Annotated in this window: 20 protein-coding genes and 1 riboswitch; of the genes, 9 read left to right on the plus strand and 11 right to left on the minus strand. The window is 45.3% G+C overall.

Going from position 1 to position 18,364, the window contains the following annotated elements:
• Positions 1-67: 67 nt before the first annotated feature.
• Positions 68-715: a PAQR family membrane homeostasis protein TrhA gene (gene trhA / locus AB5I83_RS11455; protein WP_448975461.1), complete on the plus strand. Its 648-nt coding sequence runs from the start codon at positions 68-70 to the stop codon at positions 713-715.
• Positions 716-749: 34 nt separating this feature from the next.
• Here the strand turns inward: trhA and AB5I83_RS11460 are convergent, their stop codons facing one another.
• The 5 genes from AB5I83_RS11460 to thiM all read right to left on the minus strand — a co-directional run bounded on the left by AB5I83_RS11460 (position 750) and on the right by thiM (position 4,251).
• Entirely contained in the window at positions 750-1,364 is a 615-nt protein-coding gene (locus AB5I83_RS11460) for an exonuclease domain-containing protein (RefSeq protein ID WP_448975462.1), read from the minus strand.
• 104 nt (positions 1,365-1,468) lie between these two features.
• A complete protein-coding gene (gene thiW / locus AB5I83_RS11465; protein WP_448975464.1) occupies positions 1,469-1,972 on the minus strand; it encodes an energy coupling factor transporter S component ThiW in 504 nt (167 codons plus the stop codon).
• A 3-nt stretch (positions 1,973-1,975) separates the two neighbouring features.
• Positions 1,976-2,626 (minus strand): thiamine phosphate synthase, encoded by a 651-nt coding sequence (gene thiE / locus AB5I83_RS11470; protein WP_448975466.1) that lies wholly within the window; start codon positions 2,624-2,626, stop codon positions 1,976-1,978.
• Entirely contained in the window at positions 2,599-3,438 is an 840-nt protein-coding gene (thiD, locus tag AB5I83_RS11475) for a bifunctional hydroxymethylpyrimidine kinase/phosphomethylpyrimidine kinase (RefSeq protein WP_448975467.1), read from the minus strand. The genes thiE and thiD overlap by 28 nt, the downstream gene beginning before the upstream one ends.
• Before the next feature lie 3 nt (positions 3,439-3,441).
• Entirely contained in the window at positions 3,442-4,251 is an 810-nt protein-coding gene (gene thiM, locus AB5I83_RS11480; RefSeq protein ID WP_448975468.1) for a hydroxyethylthiazole kinase, read from the minus strand.
• A gap of 71 nt (positions 4,252-4,322) precedes the next feature.
• Between thiM and AB5I83_RS11485 the strand changes: the two genes are divergently transcribed.
• Entirely contained in the window at positions 4,323-4,565 is a 243-nt protein-coding gene (locus tag AB5I83_RS11485; RefSeq protein ID WP_448975469.1) for a hypothetical protein, read from the plus strand.
• Positions 4,566-4,595: 30 nt separating this feature from the next.
• Positions 4,596-4,705: riboswitch (TPP riboswitch) on the minus strand.
• A gap of 143 nt (positions 4,706-4,848) precedes the next feature.
• Here AB5I83_RS11485 and AB5I83_RS11490 read toward each other — a convergent pair.
• Positions 4,849-4,986: a hypothetical protein gene (locus AB5I83_RS11490; RefSeq protein ID WP_167833342.1), complete on the minus strand. Its 138-nt coding sequence runs from the start codon at positions 4,984-4,986 to the stop codon at positions 4,849-4,851.
• Positions 4,987-5,112: 126 nt separating this feature from the next.
• Here AB5I83_RS11490 and pepT point away from each other — a divergent pair, with 126 nt between their 5' ends.
• From pepT to AB5I83_RS11525, 7 genes are all read left to right on the plus strand, one after another.
• A complete protein-coding gene (pepT, locus tag AB5I83_RS11495) occupies positions 5,113-6,345 on the plus strand; it encodes a peptidase T (protein ID WP_448975471.1) in 1,233 nt (410 codons plus the stop codon).
• A gap of 232 nt (positions 6,346-6,577) precedes the next feature.
• Positions 6,578-7,441 (plus strand): LiaG family protein, encoded by an 864-nt coding sequence (gene liaG, locus AB5I83_RS11500; RefSeq protein ID WP_448975473.1) that lies wholly within the window; start codon positions 6,578-6,580, stop codon positions 7,439-7,441.
• 334 nt (positions 7,442-7,775) lie between these two features.
• On the plus strand, positions 7,776-9,509 hold the full coding sequence (locus AB5I83_RS11505) for a LytS/YhcK type 5TM receptor domain-containing protein (RefSeq protein WP_448975475.1): 1,734 nt from the start codon (positions 7,776-7,778) through the stop codon (positions 9,507-9,509).
• Between the two features lie 3 nt (positions 9,510-9,512).
• Positions 9,513-10,244 carry a LytR/AlgR family response regulator transcription factor gene (locus tag AB5I83_RS11510; protein WP_226086980.1) on the plus strand — a complete coding sequence of 244 codons (732 nt, stop codon included), beginning with the start codon at positions 9,513-9,515 and terminating at the stop codon, positions 10,242-10,244.
• 161 nt (positions 10,245-10,405) lie between these two features.
• Positions 10,406-11,857 (plus strand): carbon starvation CstA family protein, encoded by a 1,452-nt coding sequence (locus tag AB5I83_RS11515; protein WP_226645275.1) that lies wholly within the window; start codon positions 10,406-10,408, stop codon positions 11,855-11,857.
• 2 nt (positions 11,858-11,859) lie between these two features.
• Positions 11,860-12,012 (plus strand): hypothetical protein, encoded by a 153-nt coding sequence (locus AB5I83_RS11520; RefSeq protein ID WP_448975478.1) that lies wholly within the window; start codon positions 11,860-11,862, stop codon positions 12,010-12,012.
• A 68-nt stretch (positions 12,013-12,080) separates the two neighbouring features.
• Positions 12,081-13,007: a ketopantoate reductase family protein gene (locus AB5I83_RS11525; RefSeq protein ID WP_448975480.1), complete on the plus strand. Its 927-nt coding sequence runs from the start codon at positions 12,081-12,083 to the stop codon at positions 13,005-13,007.
• A 69-nt stretch (positions 13,008-13,076) separates the two neighbouring features.
• On the opposite strand, the gene buk is transcribed toward AB5I83_RS11525, so the two are convergent.
• The 5 genes from buk to AB5I83_RS11550 form a co-directional block, all read right to left on the minus strand.
• The gene (buk, locus tag AB5I83_RS11530; RefSeq protein WP_448975481.1) at positions 13,077-14,138 is read right to left on the minus strand and encodes a butyrate kinase; all 1,062 of its coding nucleotides are present in this window, start codon (positions 14,136-14,138) and stop codon (positions 13,077-13,079) included.
• An 11-nt stretch (positions 14,139-14,149) separates the two neighbouring features.
• Entirely contained in the window at positions 14,150-15,070 is a 921-nt protein-coding gene (locus AB5I83_RS11535) for a bifunctional enoyl-CoA hydratase/phosphate acetyltransferase (protein ID WP_448975483.1), read from the minus strand.
• Positions 15,071-15,088: 18 nt separating this feature from the next.
• Positions 15,089-16,159, minus strand: a complete 1,071-nt coding sequence (locus AB5I83_RS11540) for a Glu/Leu/Phe/Val family dehydrogenase (protein WP_448975977.1) — start codon at positions 16,157-16,159, stop codon at positions 15,089-15,091.
• A 409-nt stretch (positions 16,160-16,568) separates the two neighbouring features.
• On the minus strand, positions 16,569-17,693 hold the full coding sequence (locus AB5I83_RS11545) for an NADH-dependent flavin oxidoreductase (protein WP_448975485.1): 1,125 nt from the start codon (positions 17,691-17,693) through the stop codon (positions 16,569-16,571).
• 157 nt (positions 17,694-17,850) lie between these two features.
• Positions 17,851-18,309: a DUF1259 domain-containing protein gene (locus tag AB5I83_RS11550; protein WP_448975487.1), complete on the minus strand. Its 459-nt coding sequence runs from the start codon at positions 18,307-18,309 to the stop codon at positions 17,851-17,853.
• Between the last annotated feature and the right edge of the window lie 55 nt (positions 18,310-18,364).

Consider the following 18,364-nt stretch of genomic DNA (forward strand, 5'->3'; position numbering starts at 1 on the left):
ATATCATAATGTATATATTATTATATATAGTTATTAAAACTATATTAAATGATATGGAGGTTTAAAAATGAACAGCTACATCCGCGAACCAATCAACGGCCTCACCCATCTGGCTGGTGCCTTACTATCCTTTGCAGGACTCCTTGCCCTCGTGATCAAAGCTTCAATCACGACAGGATCGGCACTCGCCATTACTTCCGTCACGATTTTCGGCATCAGCATGATCCTTCTCTATACGGCATCCGCTACCTACCATATGGTCATCAGCAAAGATAGCGTCATCGCCTTCCTTAGGAAAATTGACCATTCGATGATTTTCGTCCTGATTGCCGGTACCTATACTCCATTTTGCCTGATCAGTCTCAATGGAGTGACAGGCTGGACATTATTCGGCATCATCACTTTCGCTGCACTATGCGGAATTCTTTTTAAAATGATTTGGTTCAGGAGTCCGAGATGGCTGTCGACCTCTATCTATATTGTCATGGGCTGGATGGTTATTTTCGTCGTTTCTCCCCTCTCCTCTGTGCTCAGCAAAGGAGGAATTTCCTTGCTGGTAATCGGGGGAATCATGTACACGATTGGCGGAGTCATTTATGCTTTGAAGCCTGATTTCCTTCGATCCAAGCACCTGGGCTTCCATGAAATCTTCCACATCTTCATCATGCTCGGAAGCACCGCCCACTTTCTGAGCGTATATGTATATGTCCTTTAAATATTGAAAAGGTGCCTGAAATCAGGCACCTTTCCTAGTAGAACATTCTTCTTCTCTGTTTTTGGGCAGGCTGGTATTTGCGCATCGGGCCATATTCCAGCACTTCTTTTAAATAATAATCGCCGTTCGGATTTTGCTGTTTCAAGAGTTCCGTCAAATATGTAATATCATCCATCGCTCTGTGTGTCTGGAATTTTGAAATATTATGCGCCTGCAATAAGGTGAGCAACTTGCTGTTTGGGAAGCCATGATTCTTCCATTTGACATTCTTCATCGTGCAATACCACTTCATCTCATTGACTTCCGGATACATCCTGAATAAAAAGCTTCTGTCAAAGGAAGCGTTATGCGCAAAGATCGCATCGGTGCGATTGAAGAAATCCATAATCTTCTCATCGTAAAATGTTTTTCCGCGGACCATATCATAATGGATTCCATGAATTCGGTACGCCCTGTCATAGTTTCTCTGTGCCGTTGTCGACAGTGGCTCCCTCAAATATGAATCTTCATCTACTATATCAATAATTTCCCCTGTCTCTTCATGAAAAGAGAACAGCTTAAGCGCTAATTCTATGATTTCATCCGAATCTGGACCCAGTCCAGTTGTCTCAACGTCCACTACCAATCCAAGCTTGTTCTCTGTGCTCAAGAATTGTCACCCTTTTCAGCTGGTATATATGAATCTATTTATAATCATATAGCAGGAGTTCTCCGTTTTCCAGCTAAAGGCAACAGGATGAAATCATTTCCAGACTACATCCTGTTGGTCATCTCCAATCTTCCTGCGGCATTTTTCATGAAAACTTTCAGAAGAGCGAAGCCGATTGCTGCACCCGCAAGCGAGCTGGCAAAGAATGCCGGTACCATTCCAAATAAAGCTGCTTCCTTACCAAGGAACAATGTAGCAATCGGATAGCTGGCAATCGCTCCAATAATACCGGTGCCAACTACTTCTCCCGCAAAAGCAAACTCCATTTTCTTTGTCTTTTTATACAAATAGGCAGCCAGAAGAGCACCGATCATGCTGCCAGGAAAAGCGAAAACTGAACCTGTGCCCATCATATTCCTCAGCAAAGAGATGCCAAATGCCTGGGCAACAGCGTAATACGGTCCAAGCAGTACGGCTGACAAAACATTGATAAAATGCTGCACCGGAAACACCTTGACGATTCCGAGCGGGATGAATAACATATGGCTTGTCAATGTACCTATCGCCATCATCATGGCGGTGAGGGTAAGCTTTTGTGTCTGTCTCATTTTCTACCTCCGCAGTACTTTCTCTTTAAGTCTGACTGCTGCTTCTTTGACATCTTCAGCTTGGCTGATCGCTGTGATCACAGAAACTCCATCTGCACCGGCAGCCATTACGGCTCCTGTATTATCCGCATTGATACCGCCGATCCCGACAATCGGTACGCCAAAGTCTTTTAGCTGCTCTAGAAATACTGTTCCCTGCACTGCTCTTGTATCCTTCTTTGTTGCCGTTGGAAAAATCGGCCCAACCCCAAAATAATCCGCACCTGCAAGCTTTGCCTTTTCAGCTTCCTCCAGATTGTGTACAGAAACTCCAAGTATCTTATTTCCAATTTTTCCGCGGACCTGAGCAGTGTCCTCATCCTCCTGGCCGATATGAACACCATCCGCATCAAGCTCGAGGGCCAGTTCAAGATCATCGTTCACAATGAAGGGAATGCCATTGTCCAGGCAGAGTCTTTGTAAATTCTTGCCCAGCTCCAGCTTTTCAATTTTCTCTAGACAGCCTTCTCCTTTTTCACGGTACTGAAAAATCGTGATGCCCCCGCGAATCGCTTCTTCAAGCACTTTAACAGGATCCTTAAAACAATTCGTGCTGCCAGCAATAAAATAAAGCTTCAGCATGCTTCTCATTTGTTCAGGACTGATTCTTGCCATGAGCTGACCCCACTTTCCTTTTTCATATTGTAGGCCCAATGGTTGGTAGGTCCATGTCCATTCCCGATAGGCAGCGGGTTGGCGATGGCAGCCTGGATGAAATCCTTCGCCACAGAAACTCCTTCTTGGACCGAAGCCCCTTTCGCCAGCTGTGCCGTAATCGCAGCGGAAAAAGTACAACCTGTACCATGGGTGTTTTTCGTACTGATTCTTGGAGAGGAAAAAAAGGTGAAATCCCTGCCGTCGAACAGGACATCAACAGATTGAACCGCCTCCTCATCATGTCCGCCTTTTATCACCACATTTTTCGCGCCAAGCTCATGGATCCGCTTTGCGGCTTCTTTTTTCTCATCCATGCTGTTAATTGACATGCCTATTAAAACTTCAGCTTCAGGAATGTTCGGAGTGATGATGAGGCAAAGCGGGAGCAAATCTTTTTTCAAGGCTGAAACCGCCTCCTGCTGAAGCAACGAGGCTCCGCCTTTCGCAATCATGACCGGATCGATTACGACCTTTTCCCAGCCGAACTGTTTTATTTTTTCCGCGACAGCTTCGATGATTTCCGCGTTAAAAAGCATCCCTGTCTTTATGGCATCGGTCCCAATGTCCTCTCCAACAGATTGGATTTGTTTCGCCACAGCCTCTGCGGTCATTGGAAAAACTTCTTGCACACCCAGAGTGTTTTGCGCTGTTACTGCTGTCAATGCGGACATTCCGTATACACCCAGCTCCTGGAACGTTTTCAGGTCTGCCTGGATTCCGGCTCCGCCTCCGCTGTCCGATCCTGCGATTGTCAATGCTTTTTTCATCATCAATTACCTCCTTTTGTAAAAAGAACTTCTATTAAAGATTTCCTCAGTATCCAAGTGGTACAGCTGGTTCAGGAGCTCCATTTGAAAACTTCCCGGTCCAAGCATGCCGCTTTTATCAGCGGCAGCCTCTGCTGCTACTCCATAAATGGTCAGTGCAGCAGTTGCTGCTTTGAGAAAATCCTTTTCAACTGCTGTGAATGCCCCAATAACTGATGTCAGCAGACATCCAGTGCCCGTCACCTTCGTAAGGATGGGGTGACCATTGCGGACGACAAACGTTGATTTCCCGTCTGTAATAACATCTTCTTTCCCTGTCAAAGCCACAATCGTGTTCAATTTTTGAGCAGCGGATTCAGCCAGTTCGATTACATCCCCATCTGATTCTCCGGCATCAACGCCTCGTATGCTCCAGGTTTCACCGGCAACATTCGCTATTTCCGCAGCATTTCCCCTGATAATCGAAATCTCTAATTCTTGCATCAGCCTTCTTGCTGTTTCGGTCCGATAAGCAGTCGCCCCGGCGCCCACCGGATCAAGAATGACTGGTACTCCATGTTTATTTGCGGCACTCCCTGCAAGCAGCATCGACTCTACAACTTCCGGGCGCAATGTTCCGATGTTCAGTACAAGGCTCCCCGCCATGCCTGCCATTTCGGCAACTTCCTCGTGTGCATAGGCCATCACGGGAGATGCGCCTAACGCCAGCAGTCCATTAGCCGTAAAATTGGTGACCACAACATTGGTGATATTATGTACAAGCGGATTCTCCCTCCTGACTTTTTCTAGCAAGCCAGCAATCTCTCTTTTTTCCATCCTGATCCCTCCTTGAAAAATAAAAGCGCAAGCGCCTTGGTCAGCCCCGACAAGCGCTGGAGGGCCGACCGGTGAAGTCGTTCTTTGACTTCATTGGCCGGACCGAAATCGAAATGTATAGCCGACTGCCCAGAAACGCAGAAACTGGAGACTCCGACAAAGAAGCGCTTTTTGCTTCTGTCGGCGGAGTTGAAGTTTCGGAGTTTCTAGGAGGCGACACTAGACAAGCGACTCGAGGGGCTAGGCGCTGGAGCTGGACAATTCTCGAAGTAGAATACACTTCGTTACCTCAAAATAAAAAGCCAGATCCATAAATGGACCTGGCTTAAAAGCAAAGTAAGAAAACTTCTCTCACACTACTTTCCTACGCTGGTATTACCCAGATCAGGTCCGAAGGGTTAAAAGACTTAGTGTCTTCCTCTCAGCCCGCAGCAGGGCACCCCTAGTAGTACATCAATATTCATTTGTCTTTATCCTAGCCTTAACTCTTATATATGTAAAGTGAAAAGTACATATTCAGCCATTTTTCCAGTCTGATTGATTTCAGGGAAGCTTGAGATATTTTTGATTGTGATTGGCTCTTTGACATAAACAGGATCAATCTTCTTTCTTTTTCCCTTCGGCAAGGTCATCGAATGGAGTATAGTTATTGCTTGGCATTTTTCCTGACCGTATCATTTTAAAAATCGAATAAAACACCACAAACAGCACAATAGCCGTGAACACATAACCCAAATTTCCCATCCTCCTTTTCTATATATTATACTCACAAAAAATGGAATTTTCATTCTTTTTAAAATGGTGTTCCCGTCGATCTATGCTAATATGAAAATATACATAGTAAATAGGAGATGACAGGAAATGAAAAACGAGATTATTGAAAGATTCACCTCTTATGTAAAAGTGGATACTCAATCGAATGAAGACAGTGAAACCACCCCATCGACAGCTGGACAACTAACGCTTGCCAATATGCTGGTCGAAGAGTTGAAAACAATCGGCATGGAGGAAGTCAGTATTGACGACCATGGTTATGTGATGGCCACCCTTCCTGCCAATACAGATAAGAATGTGCCAACGATCGGCTTCCTCGCTCATGTTGATACAGCAACTGATTTTACCGGAAAAAATGTAAATCCACAGATTGTTGAAAACTTCGATGGCAATCAGATTGTCCTGAACAAGGAACAGAATATCATCCTGTCACCTGCTGATTTTCCAGAGCTGCCTCAGTATAAAGGACATACCCTGATCACCACTGACGGAACGACGCTGCTTGGAGCTGACAATAAAGCTGGAATCGCCGAAATCATGACAGCGATGGCTTATTTGATTCAGCATCCGGAAATCAAGCATGGTAAGATCCGTGTTGCATTCACACCAGATGAGGAAATTGGCAGAGGCCCTCATAAGTTCGATGTGGAAGCTTTCAATGCGAAGTTCGCTTATACTATCGATGGCGGCCCGCTAGGCGAGCTGGAGTATGAAAGCTTTAATGCAGCAAGCGCGAAGGTGACTTTTAAAGGCAAGAACGTCCACCCGGGAACAGCAAAAGGAAAAATGGTGAACTCAGCCAAAATCGCAATGGAATTCAACAGCAAGCTTCCTGCAGAAGAAGCACCGGAACACACCGAGGGATATGAAGGCTTTTTCCATCTTAGCTCGATCAACGGTGATGTCGAGGAAACAACGCTTCACTATATCATCCGAGATTTTGACGGTGACAGCTTCCAGGCACGCAAGGACTTGATGCAGAAGATCACCAATGAATTGAGACTGACTTATGGCGAGACCCGCATTGAGCTTGAAATGAGTGACCAGTATTACAATATGAAGGATAAAATCGAACCGGTGAAGGAAATTGTCGATATCGCCTATGAAGCAATGGAAAACAACGGCATCAAGCCAATCGTCAAACCGATACGCGGCGGTACAGACGGTTCCCAGCTAAGCTATATGGGACTGCCAACACCGAATATTTTTACAGGCGGAGAAAACTTTCACGGAAGGTTCGAATATATCTCAGTTGATAATATGGTGAAATCAGTAGAAACCATTGTAGAAATAGCTAAACTTTTTGAAGCAAAGGTCTAGCCTTAACTCAACCAGAAGCCAGATTCCCAAACCGTACGGAATCTGGCTTCTTTGTTCATGCTCATTTGGCTTTCTTAAACTAATTTTTTCTGAAGTCTTTCTCGAAAAGAGAAGCGGCCTATTCTAAAATACGCCTCAGGTCCTATCGAGATTTAAATCGGAGGTGCATTGGGGTTCAGAGCGAATCCCCTTATTCTGGTTATAGAAGGAAACTTGAGAGGAGTTTTTATCAATGAAACGGATTTTGGTTATTTTCCTGGTGATTACCGGGGCCTATATTGGATGGAATTATATGTTCGATGGGAGCGGATTGAACTTTGCACAGGCGGAAGATGCTGTGAAGGTAACAAATGATACCGATAAAATCAGTATTGATGTATCAAGCGTCGAGACGGTGATTGTGCCAGATGAGCGCGATGATGTCCGCGCCGAGTTGGAGGGCGAAGGAACGGTCAAAGTTCAGGAACACGGTGATGAAATAAAGGTTTCTGTTAAACGGAAAGGCTTTTTCTGGTTCAACTGGTTTGAGATGGATAAGACGACTATGACAGTTTATATCCCTGCAGATTATGAAAAGGATATGGACATCGAGCTCGGCTCAGGGAAAATTGTTTTTAAAGGTGAATCTGCCGAAAACCCTATGAAGCTAAGAGATCTTTCACTCAATATCGGTTCGGGAAGGGCCACATTGGAGAATTTCGATGTTGAAAAATTGGTAAACCAGAGCTCATCAGGCGAGGTTGAAATGAACTCGATCGATGCTCAATCCGGTTCATTTGATGTCAGCTCCGGAAGCGTTCATGTCAAAAACTATTCTGGCAAGGTTGATGCTGATGTTTCATCTGGCAAGCTGGAAATCCAGATGGACCAGTTGTTGGATGATGTCAGCCTGGACGTCAGCTCCGGCTATATCGTTTTGGATCTGCCTGAAGATGCAGGCTTTATATTGAATGGAAAAGTAAGCAGCGGGAACATATCAAGCGATTTTCCGCTTCAGAACAAAGAACAATCTGACAACCGCCTGCGCGGCAAACACGGAAGCGGCAAATTCGAAATCATCGCTGATGTATCTAGCGGGAATATTAATATAAAGTAGAACTTTATAGAGGTGGCGAACTGGAAAAAATCCAGTAAAATTTCCATTTCGCTATATAAGTTAAAAAGTCGCTATTATAATCAGAAAGTCGCTATATAAAATTGAAACTCGCTATAATAATCAGAAAGTCGCTATATTAAATCGAAACTCGCTATAAAAATAATTTCTTCGCTATAATTCACTTTCTTCCACCCTATTGGTAGAAGCGAATTGGAATTCCAAAGCCTGGCAGCAGATGCCAGGCTTATATTTATATAAAACTCGGACAATGTTTCTTTGTTTTTCGTAACCATTCATTTAAAATAAGTGCAAACACTTCCTGAGGAGCATCATTATGTTCGAATTACTCATTACGATGCTGGAGCGGCTTGGCATCATCGTGACGATTGCTTTCATTTTAACGAGGTTCCGTTTCTTCAGGGGATTGATTTACCATGATTCCCTGAACCGGCGCCAGCAATATTTTGCCATCCTATTCTTTGGTTTTTTCGGGATTATTGGTACATATTCCGGGATGAGTTTTTCAACGGATAATCTCCAGTTCAACCCCTGGGCAGCTGATTTGGCTTCTGATGAAGCCATTGCTAATTCCCGTGTCATCGGGATTGTGATTGCCGGGATGCTTGGCGGCTACAAGGTTGGTATTGGTGCCGGCCTTATTGCGGGTCTGCATCGGTTCACGCTCGGCGGATTCACTGCTCTTGCGTGCGGACTTGCGGCAATCGTGGCTGGAATCATCGCGGGCCGTTTTCAGAAGAAGAAAAATAATATCAACCTAAGAACCGCCTTCCTGGTCGGGGCGATTGCCGAAAGTGTTCAAATGCTGATTATCCTATTGATTGCCAAGCCTTATGTTCAAGCTCAAACTCTCGTTGAAATAATCGGTGTTCCGATGATCATCGCAAATGGGCTGGGGTCTGCTCTATTTTTAATGGTAATCAAGAATGTGGTTTCCGAGGAAGAAAAGACTGGAGCGATGCTAGCGCAAAAAACGCTGAGGATTGCCGACCAGACACTCGCCTACTTGCGCAAGGGCATCAATCAGGATTCAGCGCGGGCAGTATGCCAGATTTTACACAACGAAGTACAGACTAGCGCGGTGGCAATCACCAACCAATATGAAATCCTTGCCCATATTGGTCTTGCTGATGACCATCACCGCTCAACAAGCCCTATTCAGACCCAGATTACAAGGGATGTGCTGAAAAGCGGAAAACTGGTCGTCGCCAATGATGAAACGATCCACTGCCGCGAGCAAAGCTGTCCGCTTGGCGCGGCAGTGATTGCTCCATTGAAACTGCGCGAGGAAAATATAGGCACGTTGAAGTTTTATTTTAAATCGGAAAAGGAAATTACCGATGTCGTCATTGAACTGATATCCGGGCTCAGCAATCTGCTCAGCAACCAGCTTGAAATCGCTGAAGCTGATAAGGCCTATCAGCTTGCAAAGGAAGCTGAGGTTAAGGCCCTTCAGGCTCAGATCAGTCCTCATTTTTTATTCAATACAATGAATGTCATCACCTCACTGATCAGGATTGATCCGGCAAAAGCACGGATGCTTCTTGTCTCTCTATCTCATTTCCTGAGACAAAATTTAAATGCAACTACCGTGTCAATGACGACTCTTGAGCAGGAATTGGCTCACGTGAAAGCCTATCTATCCATTGAAGAGACGCGGTTTGTAGAAAAGTTGCGGGTTACCTACGATATAGAGGAGGACGCTTTGCCTGTAAAAATTCCGCCGCTGACGCTGCAGCCAATAGTAGAAAATGCCGTAAAACATGGAATCAAGGATATGGATCACGACTGCCAGATTCATATAGCCATTCGTAAAGGGATTAAAAGCACGATTGTAACAGTGAACGATAACGGGCAGGGAATGAACCAGGAACGGATCAATCTGCTAGGCAAACAAATAATAGATTCTGAAACAGGAAGCGGAATCGCACTTTTTAATGTAAATAGAAGACTTACGATGAACTTTGGGGAAGATGCCTCATTGCGGATTGATAGTGAGCCAGGAAAAGGCACGAAGGTTTCCTTTACGATTCCACAAGCGGAGGAATGATAGATGGATAAGATGATACGTACTCTGATCGTTGATGATGAATTATACAGCCGGGATGAACTGAAGCATTTATTGCAATCCTTCCCCTCCATCCAGGTTGTTGGGGAAGCGGAGTCAGGTGAGGCTGCAGTCATGAAAGCTTTGCAGTTTTATCCTGATGTCGTCTTTTTGGATGTTGAAATGCCGAAAATGAATGGAATGGAAGCGGCGAAAGCGTTGATGGAATTCAAAAAAACGCCGCTGATTGTGTTTGCAACGGCCTATCCGCAATTTGCTGCCGAGGCTTTCAGATATGAAGCTGTCGATTACTTGCTTAAACCGTATGACGAGAATCAGCTGAAAGAAACGATCCTTAGGATTGAGAAGCATTTTCTGATGCCAGCTGAACAAGAGTCTGCCAAGCAGACTGGCAAGCTTGCCGTTGAAGGGGATGGCGAGATTTTTTATCTGGACCCGAAGGATATCCTCTACATATCGAGAGAAGAAAAATACTCAAAAATCATCACGAAAACAAAGGAATACGAAACAAGGATTCCTTTAAAAGATCTGGAAGCCCGGCTTACAGCATACTCCTTTTTCCGGATTCATAAAAGCTATATTGTGAATCTGGATTATGTCACCCGCCTTACACCATGGTTCAATGGCGCCTATCAACTAGAAATTGAAGGCAGGGAGGAAATGCTGTCAGTCAGCCGGAATTATGTAAAGTCACTGAGGACCCAGCTGGAATTATAAGTACTCATTAAAGCATCTTAAGGGTGCTTTTTTGCATTTCAATCGACATATCTTGCACTTCAAGCTCATTTTCCTGCATCTTGTTCACAAAACAGCCACAATTCCACCTTCTCTATTATACTAAATGAAAACGCATACAATTTTCTTTGAGGAGGTTTCATATGTATACCTTTCTAGCTGGTATTGCACTTTTAATTGTTGGTTATTTTACGTATGGAAAGTTTGTTGAAAAGGTTTTTGGAGTGAACGAAGGTCGTAACACTCCGGCTTATACACATAAGGATGACGTTGACTATGTGCCAATGTCCACAGCAAAGAACTCTTTGATCCAGCTTCTTAATATCGCTGGTGTTGGTCCTATTTTCGGGCCGATCATGGGAGCACTTTACGGACCGGTTGCTTTCCTTTGGATCGTTCTTGGCGCTATCTTCGCTGGTGCTGTCCACGATTACCTTACAGGTATGATTTCAATCCGTAACCGAGGCGCACACCTTCCTGAACTTGCAGGAAAATTCCTGGGTAAATTCATGAAGCATGTTGTTAATGCATTTGCGATTCTTCTTTTACTATTAGTTGGAACCGTTTTCGTCACAGCTCCGGCTGGCTTGCTTCATAACTTAATGGACGGAAAGGTTACAATGGGCCTGATCATCGGGGCAATCTTTGTTTACTATATTTTAGCGACACTTCTTCCTGTTGATAAAATTATTGGCCGCTTCTATCCAATCTTCGGTGCATTGCTATTGATCAGTGCCGTTGGAGTAGGTGCAATGCTTGTGATCACGGGAGCACCGATTCCTGAATTATCACTAACGAATTTCCATCCTGGTAATGCAGCGATTTTCCCGCTTTTGTTCTTAACCATTTCTTGCGGAGCGCTATCAGGATTCCATGCTACACAAACACCGATCATTTCACGTACAACTCAAAATGAAAAGAACGGCCGCAAGATTTTCTACGGAATGATGATTGCTGAAGGTGTCATCGCAATGATCTGGGCAGCTGCTGCAATGAGCTTGTTCGATGGCTATAACGGCCTTAACGACATGCTTGCTAACGGCGGACCTGCTGCTATCGTAAGTGAAGCCTCAACATTGATGCTTGGCGCAATCGGCGGAACGCTTGCTGTACTTGGTGTCATCGTACTTCCGATCACTTCTGGTGATACTGCTTTCCGAAGCGCGCGTATGATCATCGCTGACTACTTCAATTTTTCACAGAAGAAAATCACCAGCCGTCTTTGGATTGCTGTTCCATTATTCGTGATCTCTTTCGCTTTGACAAAAATTGATTTCACGCTTCTCTGGAGATACTTCTCCTGGGCTAACCAATCAACTGCGGTCATCGCGCTTTGGGTTGGCGCCATGTACCTGTTCATCGCCAAGAAGAACTACTGGATCGCGATGATTCCTGGCATGTTCATGACAGCAGCTACAACTTCCTATATCCTTAATGCCCAAATCGGATTCGGCCAGTCACTGACAGTATCCAATATCGGAGCATTAATTGTCACAGCTGTCATCACGGTCATTTTCTTCAACGCTGCCAAGAAAGCTAGGGCAAAAAATATCCCGCTTGAAGAGGATATCTCCAGCTATAACCAGGTGGCGTAACGATGAGCGGATGCTGCAGTCCGGAATACCGCAAATCAGTCAATGAGAAGGAAAGCCAGGTTAATGAAAAAGGGAAAGAGCAGCTTCCCTTTTTCGCAAAAATCATCATTGTCCTTATTACTGCAGGAGGGCTGCTCGCAGCCTTTCTTGTATAATAAAAGGCAAGGATTGTGCACGCTTGATTCCAGGCGTGCACTTTTACATCGTCAGGAGGGTGGTTTTCATGAAAATTTTAATAGTTGGTGCAGGTGCTATTGGCGGCTACTTTGGCGGCCGCCTTTTGGAAAAAGGAGAAGATGTCACGTTTTTGGTGCGTGAAAAGCGCCAGCTTCAGCTTCGTGCAAATGGGCTGGTGGTGGAAAGCATTCACGGAGATATGCATGTCCCTGAACCTAAAACGGTTTTGGCGGGAGAAAATGCGGAACCATATGATGTTATTATTGTCTCTACAAAGTCCTACCATTTTGAAGGCGCCATTGAGGACATCCAGCATTATGTAGGAGAAGAGACGATGGTCCTGCCATTATTGAACGGAGTGGCTCATCTTGATGTGCTGATAAAGGCGTTCGGTGCTGAAAAGGTCATTGGCGGCCTATGCTTTATCGAAACCACCCTGGCTCAGGATGGCAAAATCATTCAAACAAGCCCGATCCACGACCTTGTTTTCGGTGAGCGGACTGGCGAAAAAACGGAAAGGATTTTACAGCTGGAGAATGTGTTCAGCGGTACGAAGGCAAGCTTCCGCCTTTCTGAAAAAATCCAGCAGGAAATGTGGCACAAGTACTTATTCATCACTTCATTAAGCGGGATCACCTCCCTTTTCAGGTCACCAATCGGCCCTATTCGCGATCAAGAGCATGGCTGGCATACAATTCATAAACTGGTCCATGAAGCTGCGGAAATCATGGAGAGACTCGATGCGCCACTCGCTGAAGGAGCGATCGAGGCCACTCTTGGAAAAATGAATGAAATCGGACATGGAATGAAGTCCTCCCTGCAGCGGGATATGGAGAAATCACTCCTGACTGAAGCGGATCACCTTTTTGGCTATTTGCTGGAGAATGGCAAGAAATCAGGTTTGGATGCTCCCATTTTATCTGCCATCTATGCAAATGTTAAAGTCTATGAAAGTCAGCTTGCTTCTGAATAAATCTGTGGTCATACCAGACCTAATAAAAAGGCATGAGCCCCATTTTCATCACATGGGCTCATGCCTTTTTTAATAGATTTTCGCGTCTTCGATTCCTCTCATCACTCGTAAAGCACCTGCTGCCAGTGCTTCCATTTCCGCTTCACCTGGCAGGACGAAAACTTTCCCTAGAAAGCTGATTTTCTTTTTAATTAAACCTACAATTCTATCTGAATGGGCGATTCCACCGGTAAGGATGATTCCGTCCATTTCCCCTTCAAGTACGGCGGCCATCGCGCCAATCTCTTTTCCGATTTGATGTACCATTGCCTTTAAAACCAGGGCAGCCTCTAGGTCACCCTCAGCGGCCCAATCCTCAACTTCCATGAGATTCTTGGTGCCAAGATAGGAATACAAACCACCCTGTTTTGTCATCCGCTGAAGCAATTCCCTTTCAGTATATTTCCCTGAAAAACAAAGCTGTACGAGCTGTTTTGCCGGCAGTCCGCCTGCTCTTTCGGGTGAAAATGGACCTTCATTTTCAGCATTATTGACGTCGATGATTTGTCCATTCCGTACCGCTGCAACCGATATACCGCCTCCAAGATGGGCAACAACGAAACTGGCATCTTCTAAAACCTTTCCAAGATGTACAGCAATTTTACGAGAAACACCCTTGATATTCAGTGCATGGACATGGCTTTTCCTCTCTATATCAGCCAGGCCGGAAATCCTTGCTTCCACAACCAATTCATCTACACAAACTGGGTCAACGATATAGGCGGGTATTTGGTGAGAGTCAGCTATTTCAGCTGCGATCATTGATCCCAGGTTTGAAGCGTGATTGCCATATTTCCCAGAGCGGGCGTCATTCAGCAGATTTTCATCAATAAGATACGTCCCACTGTCCATCGGCTTCAGCATTCCACCCCGGCCAACGACTGCGTCCAGGTGTGAAGGATTGAAGTCCTGCAACCGTAAAGCTTCCAGGATGGACTCAAGCCTGTACGGCAACTGGTCATCTAGTTCCGGAAGCTTCATGATTTCATCATCAGGATGGCGGATGGTCTCTTCAAAAAGTAAATCTTCATTTTCATACACTGCTAGCTTGGTAGAAGTGGAGCCTGGATTTACCGCTAGGATTTTCATCATACCTCTCCTATCTAAACGCTGACCGTTGTGTTGGATGCCGCTAAGACGGCGAGTGCAATCGAAGCCAATTTTGCTTCTGCTGTATCTGACCTTGAGTTCAATACGAGCGGCACTTTCGCACCGAGCACGATTCCTGCCATGGTCCCTTTCGCAAAATAGGTAATCGCCTTGCCAAGGAAGTTTCCTGCCTCAATCGTTGGAACGATAAGCAGATCCGCTGCTCCCTCAAGCTCGCTGTCCAATCCTTTATGGAGAAGCGATTCCCTGCTAATGGCAAGGTCGAGCGGAAGCGGTCCTTCTATCAACAGCTCTCGGCTCGCTTCATTTTTTATCAGCATAGCCAGATGGTCGGCTTCCACGGTCACTGGCATCTTCTCACTGACTCTTTCGTTGGCTGCTAAAATCGCAACCCGCGGTGAGTCGATTCCAATTCTGTTGAGGAAATCGACGGCATTAAGGATGATTTGCTTTTTCTGCTGAAAATCTGGCGCTATATTGATACCGCCATCACTCATGCTGATCAGCCGATCTGCACCCGGGATATCGAAAACGGAGATATGGCTGATGACTGTGCCAGTTTTTAAATTTAGTTCCTTATGTAGCACCCCTTGTAAAAATGGCGTGCTATTCACGAAGCCTTTCATGATAGTCTGCACATGTCCCTCGCTAGCCAATTTTGCGGCAACAAACGCATTTTCCTTTTCAGTATAGGCAGGATAAACAGGATAATCCTCCACAGAAAAGCCGATTTCCCTTGCCAGTTCAAAGATCTTCTGCGGGTCGCCGACTAGATATGGTTCGATGATTCCGATCTCCACAGCTGCCTTAACCGCTTGAAGCACATCCCGGTCGTGTGCTGCGGCGACGCTCATTTTTACAGGGTGCCTTGTCCGTGCGAGATCAATGACATCTGTAAAGCTTTTATAGCGCATACTTTCACCTCCTGTTGTTCAACCTGTATACTTGCTCTGGATCCGGCTGATTTTTTCAATCTTCTCTTCTACTAATATATTGGCGGCTTTATATGTTGGGATATCATGAGTTTTGGAGATTTTGTAGATTTTTTCTAAAATGTCGTAAATCATGCTCGCATTCCTGAACGCCCGGTCCTTGCTGTACTCGTGCAGTTCGTCCGCTACCTGAATCAAGCCGCCTGCATTCGCCACGTAGTCCGGTGCATAGAGGATACCTTTCTGGTGAAGCATATCGCCGTGCCGTTCTTCCGCGAGCACATTATTCGCTGCTCCGGCAACAGCCAGGCACTTGAGTTTCGGTATTGTGAGATCATTGATGACAGCCCCCAATGCATTTGGTGAAAAGATATCGCATTCTACGCTGTAAATCTCGAGAGGATCAACTGTTTCAATATCCGGGTATTGCTCCTTGATTTCTTTTACATTCTCTTCAAAAATATCGGTGACGATCAGCTTCGCTCCTTCTTCATGAAGGTGGCCTACGAGAAAGCGACCTACCTTTCCAAGACCCTGGACAGCAATTCGCCGGCCTAGAAGTGAATCTCTGCCAAAAATCTCTTTCGCCGTTGCCTTGATGGCTTTCCACACACCGAAGGCCGTTATGACAGCTGAATTGCCGCTGCCGCCATATTCTTCAGGCAAGCCAACAAGGTAGGTTGTTTGCTTTGAGGCAGAAACGAAATCCATGCCGACCGTTCCGACATCCGTTCCTGTGTAAAAGCGTCCCTTCAAAGTTTCGATGAATGAGCCGAAAGCCTGAAAAAGTTCATCCGATTTTTCTGACTTGTGATCACCAATAATGACCGCTTTCCCGCCTCCATAAGTCACACCCGAAACACCGCATTTATAGGTCATGCCTTTCGAAAGCCGCAGAACATCACGCAGCGCTTCTTCCGTCGATTCGTAATCCCACATCCGGCATCCCCCAAGAGCCGGTCCGAGCGTCGTATCATGGATGGCGACGATCGACTTCAATCCAGTGGCCTTGTCATAATTGAAAATCACCTGTTCGTGGCCCTGGCTTATCATTTCTTCAAAAATATCCAGTACCATTTTCTGTTCTTCCGTTAGCAACACAAACATCCCCTCCCGTGATCGGTCCTGGCAAAGCTGCGTCAATCTAGGTAGATCCAGGTTATTCAAACAAATGTAAGCCCTTACATATATTCATTATAAAGACTTCAGCTGCTGCTTACGGTGATTTATCTTACACTTTCATGGCAATTAGAACTGGAAAAAAACGATGATAATTTCCAGTTCGCCAATAAATTTAGATTTTCGCCAATAAATGGAGTGTTTTCGCCAATAAAAAGTTTTTTTCGCCAATAAAATGAAATTATCGCCAATAAAATTGTGAACTTCGCCAATAAATCACTCTGCTAAGAGAAGCACCCCATTAAATTTCACGATAAAAAGAACCAAAGCAGCAGCTTTGGTTCTTTTAAAGCAACTTTTATTATTGAATTCCCGGAAACCAGCCTGGTGTATTGATGATTGCCTGCCATAATGGTTCCGGTACGACAAGCCGAGCCTGGGCACCTGGATCAATCTTTGTTTCAATTTCATTTTCACGGCCAGTTTCGACTTTTTCTACCCAATCCGGGTCAATGATCAGTTCGCGGCCTAACGCGAGCAATGGGACTCCCGTCTCAAATGCTTTGATGACATCATCTGCGCTATAAAGCGAGCCGACACCGATGACAGGAACCTTGCTGCCGACTCGTTCGTGGATGATTTCCATTCTCGAACGATCATCGTCGACACCCCTTCTTGGCTTTGACCAGAAATCATTTAACGAAACATGCAAGTAGTCCAGATCTTTTTCGGCGAGGGCATCAATCAGCTGAAGGGTGTCAGCCATCGTGATTCCAGGCTCCTCCGGTTCTTCCGGTGAAAATCTGTATCCGATAATGAACGGTTCCTTTGCATGCTTAGCGGTTACTTTTTTCACCTCATCAACAACTGCCAGCGGGAATGCCATCCTTTTTGCCAGGGAGCCTCCCCATTGATCATCACGTCTGTTTGAATGAGGAGAAAAGAATTGCTGGATCAAATAGCCGTTGGCTCCGTGGATTTCGACGCCATCAAAGCCTGCTTCTATCGCCCGGCGGGTTGTCTCGCCAAACGCGGCAATGATGTGTTGTACTTCCTCCCCAGTCAATGCCCGCGGCGCCTTTGCACTATTACGCTCTGATTGAACATCGCTTGCACTGACGATATCCCCGTTAGGTACAAGCTCTGGAGGACACTCGCGCCCGCCATGGAAAATTTGCAGCACCGCTTTAGCACCTTCAGCTTTGATCGCTGTTGCCAGCTTTTTCAGGCTTGGGATCATTTCATCAGTATCGGCTCCGAATTCACCATGAAATCCTTTCCCATTGCGGGTTACATATGTACACGCAGTTACCACCATGCTGACGCCCTTCGAACGGCGGACGTAATAATTGACCTCTTCGTCCGTTACCGTTCCATCCTCGTTAGACGAAAAATTGGTCATCGGCGCCATCACAAGTCTATTTTTCAGGTTAATGCCATTCTTGAACGTAAATGAATCAAATAATGGTTGGTATTTATCATTCACAGAAGTTATCCTCCTTCTTTAGTATACGAAAGTGTAATAGCCTAAACGGACTTCTGTTAAACATCCTTGTTTATTATTTGTATTCCAATCGAAAAAAAACAGCGAAAATATTCCGCTGTTCCTGCTGATTTCGTTTCCCGCTGAAAAGAGGCGTAATTTATTTACTCGTCTTATCGATCGCTGCCTTAATCGCTTTTGCCTGCTGTTCCAAATTGCCGAGTCCCTGGAAATGGACATACATGATTCTTGGCTCTTCAAACATCATATGGTTGTGCAGGGCGGTTACTTCGAGTTCTCCTTTACGCAATTCGTCCAAAACTGGGTTCACCTCTTTTTGCAGAAGGGCAAGTTCGCCTATGACAGCAGTCTGTCCATCCTTCTGCTCAAAGCTGAAATGGAAGGCCAGTTCCATCATTTCGGGGGAGAGTTTTTTTCCCATATTCGTCGGCTTGATGCTTTGACGGTGTATTTCTACTTTGCAGACACCATTTTTGGTCTCCACACTTGTTTTGAACATTTTCTCTAATTTTTCACAGTCAGCATTTCCTTGCGCCTGTACTGCACCAGCTAAAAAGAGAGCAAAAACCAGTGTTGCCAACATGATTAACCTATTCATTTCCACCACTCCTTTTTAGCCTTAGCGTCTCTCATTCAGGCTTCGCTATACGGCG

The organism is Mesobacillus sp. LC4 (assembly GCF_053543455.1).

Coding starts and splice junctions, on each gene's coding strand:
- trhA (WP_448975461.1), top strand. CDS start 68: ATGAACAGCTACATCCGCGAACCAATCAACGGCCTCACCCATCTGGCT.
- thiW (WP_448975464.1), bottom strand. CDS start 1,972: ATGAGACAGACACAAAAGCTTACCCTCACCGCCATGATGATGGCGATA.
- thiE (WP_448975466.1), bottom strand. CDS start 2,626: ATGGCAAGAATCAGTCCTGAACAAATGAGAAGCATGCTGAAGCTTTAT.
- thiD (WP_448975467.1), bottom strand. CDS start 3,438: ATGATGAAAAAAGCATTGACAATCGCAGGATCGGACAGCGGAGGCGGA.
- thiM (WP_448975468.1), bottom strand. CDS start 4,251: ATGGAAAAAAGAGAGATTGCTGGCTTGCTAGAAAAAGTCAGGAGGGAG.
- pepT (WP_448975471.1), top strand. CDS start 5,113: ATGAAAAACGAGATTATTGAAAGATTCACCTCTTATGTAAAAGTGGAT.
- liaG (WP_448975473.1), top strand. CDS start 6,578: ATGAAACGGATTTTGGTTATTTTCCTGGTGATTACCGGGGCCTATATT.
- AB5I83_RS11505 (WP_448975475.1), top strand. CDS start 7,776: ATGTTCGAATTACTCATTACGATGCTGGAGCGGCTTGGCATCATCGTG.
- AB5I83_RS11510 (WP_226086980.1), top strand. CDS start 9,513: ATGGATAAGATGATACGTACTCTGATCGTTGATGATGAATTATACAGC.
- AB5I83_RS11515 (WP_226645275.1), top strand. CDS start 10,406: ATGTATACCTTTCTAGCTGGTATTGCACTTTTAATTGTTGGTTATTTT.
- AB5I83_RS11520 (WP_448975478.1), top strand. CDS start 11,860: ATGAGCGGATGCTGCAGTCCGGAATACCGCAAATCAGTCAATGAGAAG.
- AB5I83_RS11525 (WP_448975480.1), top strand. CDS start 12,081: ATGAAAATTTTAATAGTTGGTGCAGGTGCTATTGGCGGCTACTTTGGC.
- buk (WP_448975481.1), bottom strand. CDS start 14,138: ATGATGAAAATCCTAGCGGTAAATCCAGGCTCCACTTCTACCAAGCTA.
- AB5I83_RS11535 (WP_448975483.1), bottom strand. CDS start 15,070: ATGCGCTATAAAAGCTTTACAGATGTCATTGATCTCGCACGGACAAGG.
- AB5I83_RS11550 (WP_448975487.1), bottom strand. CDS start 18,309: ATGAATAGGTTAATCATGTTGGCAACACTGGTTTTTGCTCTCTTTTTA.